The 767-nt window shown below is 57.0% G+C and carries 1 protein-coding gene; it reads right to left on the bottom strand.

Going from position 1 to position 767, the window contains the following annotated elements; genetic code table 11:
* Nucleotides 1-738, bottom strand: a 738-nt coding sequence (locus tag A3730_RS27640; RefSeq protein ID WP_369819137.1) for an acetyl-CoA hydrolase/transferase C-terminal domain-containing protein, incomplete at its 3' end; no start/stop codon positions are given.
* Nucleotides 739-767 lie beyond the last annotated feature (29 nt).

Here is a 767-nt window from a genome sequence, read left to right as displayed (position 1 = left end):
CGCCATACGCTCCAGTGGAGCGGCAAACTCTGTCGGGCTTCCTTCGTGGAACAAGGCTTTGCGGCCCAGCTTCAGATATTCCTTGTGACTGACTTTCTCTTTCAACCAGGTGAGCGCCATCATCAAGCGCTGCTCCACCTCGGTGAAATCCGTACCCAGCGGGAAAACAGGGAAGCTCGGCTTGCCACAACGCTCGGCTATCTCGTGTAAATGTTCAGGATTGTTACGCCGGTGCGCTTCCGGAATCTGATAATCCTGGCGCAGCTTGCCCGCCGCCTGGGCCTGTTCCATCAGCTCCACCTGGAAACGGCTATCGGCCACGTTCAACATGGCCATCACCACTTCTTCATCAGTCTTGCCACGCAGATCCGCCACACCATACTCGGTAACCACCATATCGCGCAGGTGCCGGGGAATGGTGTTGTGGCCATAGCTGAACACCACATTGCTCATGGCTTCGCCGCCGCGTTCACGCCACGCCCGCACCATCAGAATGGAACGTGCGCCTTCCAGCTCATGGGCCTGGCTGACAAAGTTATATTGCCCGCCCACGCCACTGAGCACGCGGCCATCGTCAATCTGATCCGAGGCCACCGCCCCCAGCAAGGTGACCGTGAACGCGGTATTGATAAAACGCGCATCCTGACGCTGCAAACGATTCAGGGTTTCATCACCGTAAAGGTGATTGATGAAACTGATGCGCGTCATGTTGATTCTATTGCGCTCTTGGTCCGTCATCTCCCGCAAGCGCGCATAGAAATCCTGGG

This window comes from Alcanivorax sp. HI0044, from assembly GCF_001634945.1.
The sequence above is the reverse complement of the archived record's forward strand: the minus strand, read 5'-3'. Positions and strand labels throughout refer to the sequence as shown.